This window comes from Longimicrobium sp. (assembly GCF_036554565.1).
Taxonomy (GTDB): Bacteria; Gemmatimonadota; Gemmatimonadetes; order Longimicrobiales; family Longimicrobiaceae; genus Longimicrobium.
Genome location: NZ_DATBNB010000549.1, coordinates 1 through 5,960, shown reverse-complemented (window position 1 = coordinate 5,960; position 5,960 = coordinate 1). Strand labels below are relative to the sequence as shown.

The 5,960-nt window shown below is 70.4% G+C and carries 6 protein-coding genes; 1 reads left to right on the top strand and 5 read right to left on the bottom strand.

From position 1 onward, the window contains the following. A partial coding sequence (locus VIB55_RS15150) for an erythromycin esterase family protein (RefSeq protein ID WP_331877499.1) occupies positions 1-1,217 on the top strand: 1,217 nt, incomplete at its 5' end. A gap of 174 nt (positions 1,218-1,391) precedes the next feature. Here VIB55_RS15150 and VIB55_RS15145 read toward each other — a convergent pair. The 5 genes from VIB55_RS15145 to VIB55_RS15125 form a co-directional block, all read right to left on the bottom strand. Further along, the gene (locus tag VIB55_RS15145; RefSeq protein WP_349263037.1) at positions 1,392-1,784 is read right to left on the bottom strand and encodes a RidA family protein; all 393 of its coding nucleotides are present in this window, start codon (positions 1,782-1,784) and stop codon (positions 1,392-1,394) included. Beyond that, entirely contained in the window at positions 1,784-3,427 is a 1,644-nt protein-coding gene (locus VIB55_RS15140) for a benzoate-CoA ligase family protein (protein ID WP_331877497.1), read from the bottom strand. Before VIB55_RS15140 ends, VIB55_RS15145 begins: the two co-directional genes overlap by 1 nt. Before the next feature lie 76 nt (positions 3,428-3,503). Beyond that, positions 3,504-4,682: an acyl-CoA dehydrogenase family protein gene (locus VIB55_RS15135; protein WP_331877496.1), complete on the bottom strand. Its 1,179-nt coding sequence runs from the start codon at positions 4,680-4,682 to the stop codon at positions 3,504-3,506. A gap of 112 nt (positions 4,683-4,794) precedes the next feature. Then, the gene (locus VIB55_RS25515; RefSeq protein ID WP_349263035.1) at positions 4,795-5,190 is read right to left on the bottom strand and encodes an endonuclease domain-containing protein; all 396 of its coding nucleotides are present in this window, start codon (positions 5,188-5,190) and stop codon (positions 4,795-4,797) included. Between the two features lie 224 nt (positions 5,191-5,414). Next, positions 5,415-5,960, bottom strand: a 546-nt coding sequence (locus VIB55_RS15125; protein ID WP_331877494.1) for an enoyl-CoA hydratase-related protein, incomplete at its 5' end; no start/stop codon positions are given.

Here is a 5,960-nt window from a genome sequence, read left to right as displayed (position 1 = left end):
CCACGCACGGCACCCACGAGTTTTACCGCGCCCGTGCGGAGATCACGAAGCGGCTGATCCGCGAAAAGGGGTTTACCGCCGTGGCGGTGGAGGCCGACTGGCCCGACGCCTACCGCGTGAACCGCTACGTACGCGGCGCGGCGGGTGACGCGACGCCGGACGAGGCGCTGGGCGGATTCCAGCGCTTTCCGCAGTGGATGTGGCGCAACGACGATGTGGTGCAGCTCGTGGCCTGGCTGCGGGAGCACAACCAGGCGCTGCCGGCCGGTGCCACGCGTGTCGGCTTCTACGGGCTGGACCTGTACTCCATGTTCGCCTCCATCGAGGCCGTCATCCGCTACCTGGACGAGGTGGATCCCGAGGGGGCCCGGCGCGCGCGCCAGCGCTACGGGTGCTTTCATCGCGCGGGCGGCGGCGATCCACAGTCGTACGGGTACGCGGCGCAGCTGGGCATCACCCCGGCGTGCGAGGAGCAGGCGGTGCGCCAGCTTCACGAGCTGCGCGAGCGGGCGTCCGAGATGGCCGGCGAGGAGGGCGGCTTGGCGGGGGACGAGCACTTCTACGCCGAGCAGAACGCGCGGCTGGTGAAGAACGCCGAGGAGTACTACCGCAGCATGTTCGCCGCGCGGGTGTCCAGCTGGAACCTGCGCGACTGCCACATGGCCGATACGCTGGATGCGCTCTGCGGCCACTTCGAGTCCAGGGGCATTCCGCCCAAGGTGGTCGTCTGGGAGCACAACTCCCACCTGGGCGACGCACGGGCGACGGAGATGGGGCGCGACGGCGAGTGGAACGTGGGCCAGCTGGTGCGCGAGCGGCACGGCGACGAGGCGCGGCTGATCGGCTTCAGCACGTACACGGGGACGGTGACGGCGGCCAGCGAGTGGGACGCGCCGGCGGAGCGAAAGCGGGTGCGGCCGGGGATGGAAGGCAGCTACGAGCGCCTCTTCCACCACGTGGGCGTCCCCAACTTCTTCCTCCCCCTGCGCGGTGGCGGACCCGCGGCCGACGCGCTGCGCACCTCGCGGCTGGAGCGTGCCATCGGCGTGATCTACGCACCGGAGACGGAGCGCTGGAGCCACTACTTTCACGCGGAGATCGCTGACCAGTTCGACGCCGTGATCCACTACGACGAGACCCGCGCCCTGCGGCCGCTGGAGCCCACGCCCGGCTGGGAATCCGCCGAGCCGCCGGAAACGTTCCCCTCCGGCCTGTGAGGGGCGCGGGGCCCGATGCGAGGCGTGGACGAGCACAATGCTCTACCGCGCATTGTGCGTCACCCGGATACCCTGCGGGATCGATGGGGCAGGCAGGCCGGGTGCTAGGCCGGCGCCCCCCATCCCCGCCCCCTCCCCTCCAGTTTGCGGGGCAGTTTGCGGGGGAGGGGGAACCTACACCACCGCCGTGGCCTCGATCTCCACCCGGGCCTCTTCCTCCAGCAGCCCGGCGACGATCACCAGCGTCATCGCGGGAAAGTGCGGGCCAAAGGCGTCGCGGTACACCCGGCCGACGGCGCGCGTGTTCTCGGCGTAGGCCGCGCGGTCCGTGATGTACCACGTGATCCGCGTCACGTGCTCCGGCCCGGCGCCGGCCTCGCGCAGCACGGCCACCAGGTTCCGCAGCGCCTGGTCCACCTGTCCCACGAAGTCGTCTGTCTCGAACGCGCAGCTTACTGGGTTCCACCCGATCTGCCCCGCGACGAACACCACCCGCCCCTGCGCCTCCACGCCGTTGGAGTATCCGCGCGGCGACGCCCATCCCGCCGGCTGCAGCGTGCGATGGATCACGCGCCCTCCCGCAGCCGAAAGCGCTGGAGCTTGCCCGTCTGCGTGCGTGGCAGCTGGTCCAGGAACGTCACGCGGCGCGGATACTTGTACGGCGCGATGTGGTCCTTCACCCACTGCTGAAGCTCCTTCACCATCTCGTCCCCTCCGTCGTTCCCCTCGCGCAGCACGATGAACGCGCTCACCACCTGCCCGCGCTCCGCGTCCGGCAGGCCGACGACGCCGCACTCCATCACCGCCGGGTGCTCCAGCATCACGGCCTCCACCTCCGGCCCCGCGATGTTGTAGCCGGCGGAGACGATCATGTCGTCCGTGCGCGCCTGGTACCAGAAATATCCGTCCTCGTCCATCCGGTAGGCGTCACCCGTCACGTTCCATCCATCCCATACGTATCCCCGCTGCCGCTCCTCGTCGTCCAGGTAGCGGCACCCGGTGGGCCCCTGCACCGCAAGCCGGCCGATGGAGCCGGGGGGCAGCGGGTTGCCCTCCTGGTCGATGATCCGCGCGCGGTACCCGGGAACCGCCTTGCCGGTGGAGCCGGGGCGGATGTCGTCGCCTGAGGCGCTGATGAAGATGTGGAGCATCTCCGTGCTGCCGATGCCGTCGATGATGCGGATGCCCGTTGCCGCCTCCCACGCCTCGAACGTGGGAAGCGGCAGGGTTTCGCCGGCGGACACGCACCGGGTCAGCGAGCGGATGTCGTGCTGCGGGAGCAGCTCCAGCATCGCGCGGTAGGCGGTGGGCGCGGTGGAGACGATGGTGGCGCCGTGGTCCTGGATGGCCTTCAGCAGGTTGGGCGGCGTGGGCTGCTCGATCAGCAATGCCGTGGCGCCCACGCGCAGCGGAAAGATCAGGATTCCGCCCAGCCCGAAGGTGAATGCGAGCGGGGGCGAGCCACAGAACACGTCATCAGGCGTGGGCTTCAGCACGTACTTGGGAAAGCAGTCGCACGCCGCCAGCACGTCGCGATGGAAGTGCATGGCGCCCTTGGGCTGGCCCGTGGTGCCGGAGGTGAACGCGATCAGCGCCACGTCGTCCGCCGCCGTGTCCACCGCGCCGAACTCGCCCGTGTGCCGCTCCATCAGCGCATCCAGCGAGTCGTCGCCCTCTCCGCCCCACGCCAGGACGCGCTCCAATACGGGCGCCTGGCCGCGCGCGGCGACGAGATCGCCCAGCAGCCGGTGGTCGCACAGGGCGAAGCGAACCATCGCCTTCTGGGCGATGTGGGCAAGCTCGCGCGGCCTCAGCAGCGGCATGGTGGCCACCACGACGCCTCCGGCCTTGAGCACGCCGAACCAGCAAGCCGCCATCATCGGCGTGTTGGGGCCGCGCAGCAGCACCCGGTTGCCCGGGACGAGGCCGAGATCGTGCAGCGCGGCGGCGATGCGGTTCGCCTTCTCCACCAGCTCCCGATACGACCACCGCCCGCCGTCCCACAGGATCGCCGTGCGGTCCGCGTGCCCGCTCTCCACCATGCGGTCCAGCAATTCCACGGCGCAGTTCAGGCGGGGCGGATACGCCAGCTCGGGGAGCGCCGAGTAGTCCATCTCCGGCCACAGGTGGCGCGGAGGAAGGTGGTCGCGCGCAAAGGTGTCCACGTGCGCCGAGGGCTCGGCGGGGACGTGCGTTTCCATGGTCGCCATGGGTCGCCATCCGGGGATGGAGTGGGACTGCGGATGCCGGACGCCGATCACGCGCAATCGGCGGACCGTGCCTCGCTCAAATGGACCGTGCCGCCTCGTCCTTCAGCAACTGGCCGGCGATCACCAGCTTCTGGATTTCGCTGGTGCCTTCGTAGATGCGCAGCGCGCGAATCTCTCGGTACAGCGTTTCCACCGGCGCGCCGCTGACCACGCCGCGCCCGCCGAAGATCTGCACGGCGGTGTCGATCACGCGCTGGGCGGCCTCGGTGGCGTACAGCTTGGCCATGGCCGCCTCGCGGGTGATGCGCTCCGCGCCGGAGTCGCGCGCCCACGCTGCGCGGTAGACCAGGAGGGCGCTGGCATCCACCTCCAGCGCCATCTCGCCGAGCAACGCCTGGATCAGCTGGAACTCGTTGAGCGCCTTGCCGAACGCCTGCCGCTCGCGCGTCCACCCCAGCGCCTCGTCCAGCGCGCGCCGCGCGAAGCCCAGCGCGGCCGCGCCCACCGTGGGGCGAAAGACGTCCAGCGTGCCCAGCGCCACCCGCATCCCCGCGCCTGCCTCTCCGACGAGCGCGTCCGCACTCACCCGGCACTCGGTGAGCTCGATGCGGCCCAGCGGATGGGGCGCGATGACGTCGATGCGCTCGGCCACGCGCAGCCCGGGGTTGTCGGCGTCCACGACGAAGGCCGCGTAGCCGCGTTCGCCGGCCTCGGGATAGCGGCAGAACACGACGTAGTGGTCGGCGATCCCCGCGTTGCTGATCCACGTCTTCACGCCGTCGATCACGAACCCCCCGTCCACCCGCCGCGCCGTGGTCCTCATCGCGGCCACGTCGCTCCCCGCGTCCGGCTCGGAAAGGGCGAACGCGGCGATCCGCTCGCCGGAGGCGACCAGGGGCAGGTAGCGCTCGCGCAACGCGTCCGACCCAAAAAGGGTGATGGGGCCGGTGCCGAGCCCCTGCATGGCGAACGCGAAGTCCGCCAGCCCCCATGCGCGGGCGAGCGTTTCGCGCACCAGGCAGAGCGTGCGAACGTCCAGCCGCTCGCGCGCGCCGCCATGCGGGGCGGTGACGGCGTGCATCAGCCAGCCGCCCTCGCCCAACACGCGGACGAGCGCGCGGCAGGCGGCGTCCACGCTGGTCTCCACGTGCGGCAGCGACGCCACTTCCTGGCGCACGAACACCTCCAGCTCCGCGGCGAGCGCGCGGTGCTCCTCGGAGAAGAACGGCCAGGAGAGGAAGGTGCGATCGGGCATGACGGGGCGAAAAGGCAAAAGAAAAGATCGGGTGCGGGCAGGCAGGCCCGGTGCGACGCAGGCCGCCCCCCATCCCCAACCCTTCCCCCGCAAACTGCGCGGGGGAAGGGAGCTAGTGTGGTGCGCCTGGCGTGGTGCCTGATTTCTCCCTGGGCTGCTCGGCTGCAGTTTGCCGAATTCGGCCGAGCACGGATGGCAGTTGCTGGACGATTTCCCCGTTGCGAAAGCGGATCACGCGGATTCCCAGATGGGCGAGTGCTTCCGTGCGAGCGCCATCCCGATCCGCTTGGGCTTCGTCGTCATGCACGCCACCATCCACCTCGATCGCGAGTCGCACGGCTGGGCAGTAGAAGTCCAAGATTACGCGCCCGATGGCGTGCTGCCGCCGGAATCGTAGGCCAGGAACGCTTTCGCCGCGCAGAGCCTGCCAGAGCACACCTTCCGCGTACGTAGTATCCGCGCGCAGGGCACGAGAGGCCTCCAGGATCTGACGCGTCCGCCCGCGCATCCACGGCCGTTTCGGCCAAGCATCCCCCATCTGCGCCTCCCGTCGTTCAGCCGCGTTGTCTATATCATCGGCACTACCCGTCCACACGGCACTGGCTCCCTTCCCCCGCGCAGTTTGCGGGGGAAGGGTTGGGGATGGGGGGCGCCGGGGGCCACGCACCGCTTGATCCGCAGCGCACCGACCCCTCCATTTTCTTGCTGCTCACGCACTCACGCACTCGCCGGTTAGTTCCCCTGGAACACCGGCCGCTCCTTCGCCGCGAACGCGCGGAAGGCGCGGGCGAAGTCTTCCGTCTGCATGCAGATGGCCTGCGCCTGCGCCTCGGCCTCGATCGCCTCGTCCACGCCCATCGACCACTCCTGGTGCAGGCAGCGCTTCGTCATCCCGTGAGAAAAGGTGGGGCCCGCGGCCAGCGACTGGGCCAGGGCGCGCGCCTCGTCCATCAGGTCGCCGGGCATCACGACGCGGTTGTAGAAACCCCAGCGCTCCGCCTCGTCGCCACTCATCGAGCGGCCCGTGTACAGCAGCTCGCTCGCCCGCCCCTGCCCGATGATGCGCGGCAGCATGGCGCACGCGCCCATGTCGGCGCCGCTGAGGCCCACGCGGGTGAAGAGGAATGCCACCTTGCTCCGCGCCGTGCCGATGCGAAGGTCGCTCGCCATCGCCAGGATGGCGCCCGCACCCACGCAGGCCCCGTCGATGGCGGCGATGATGGGCTGGGGGCAACCGCGGATGGCCTTCACCAGGTCGCCCGTCATGCGGGTGAAGGC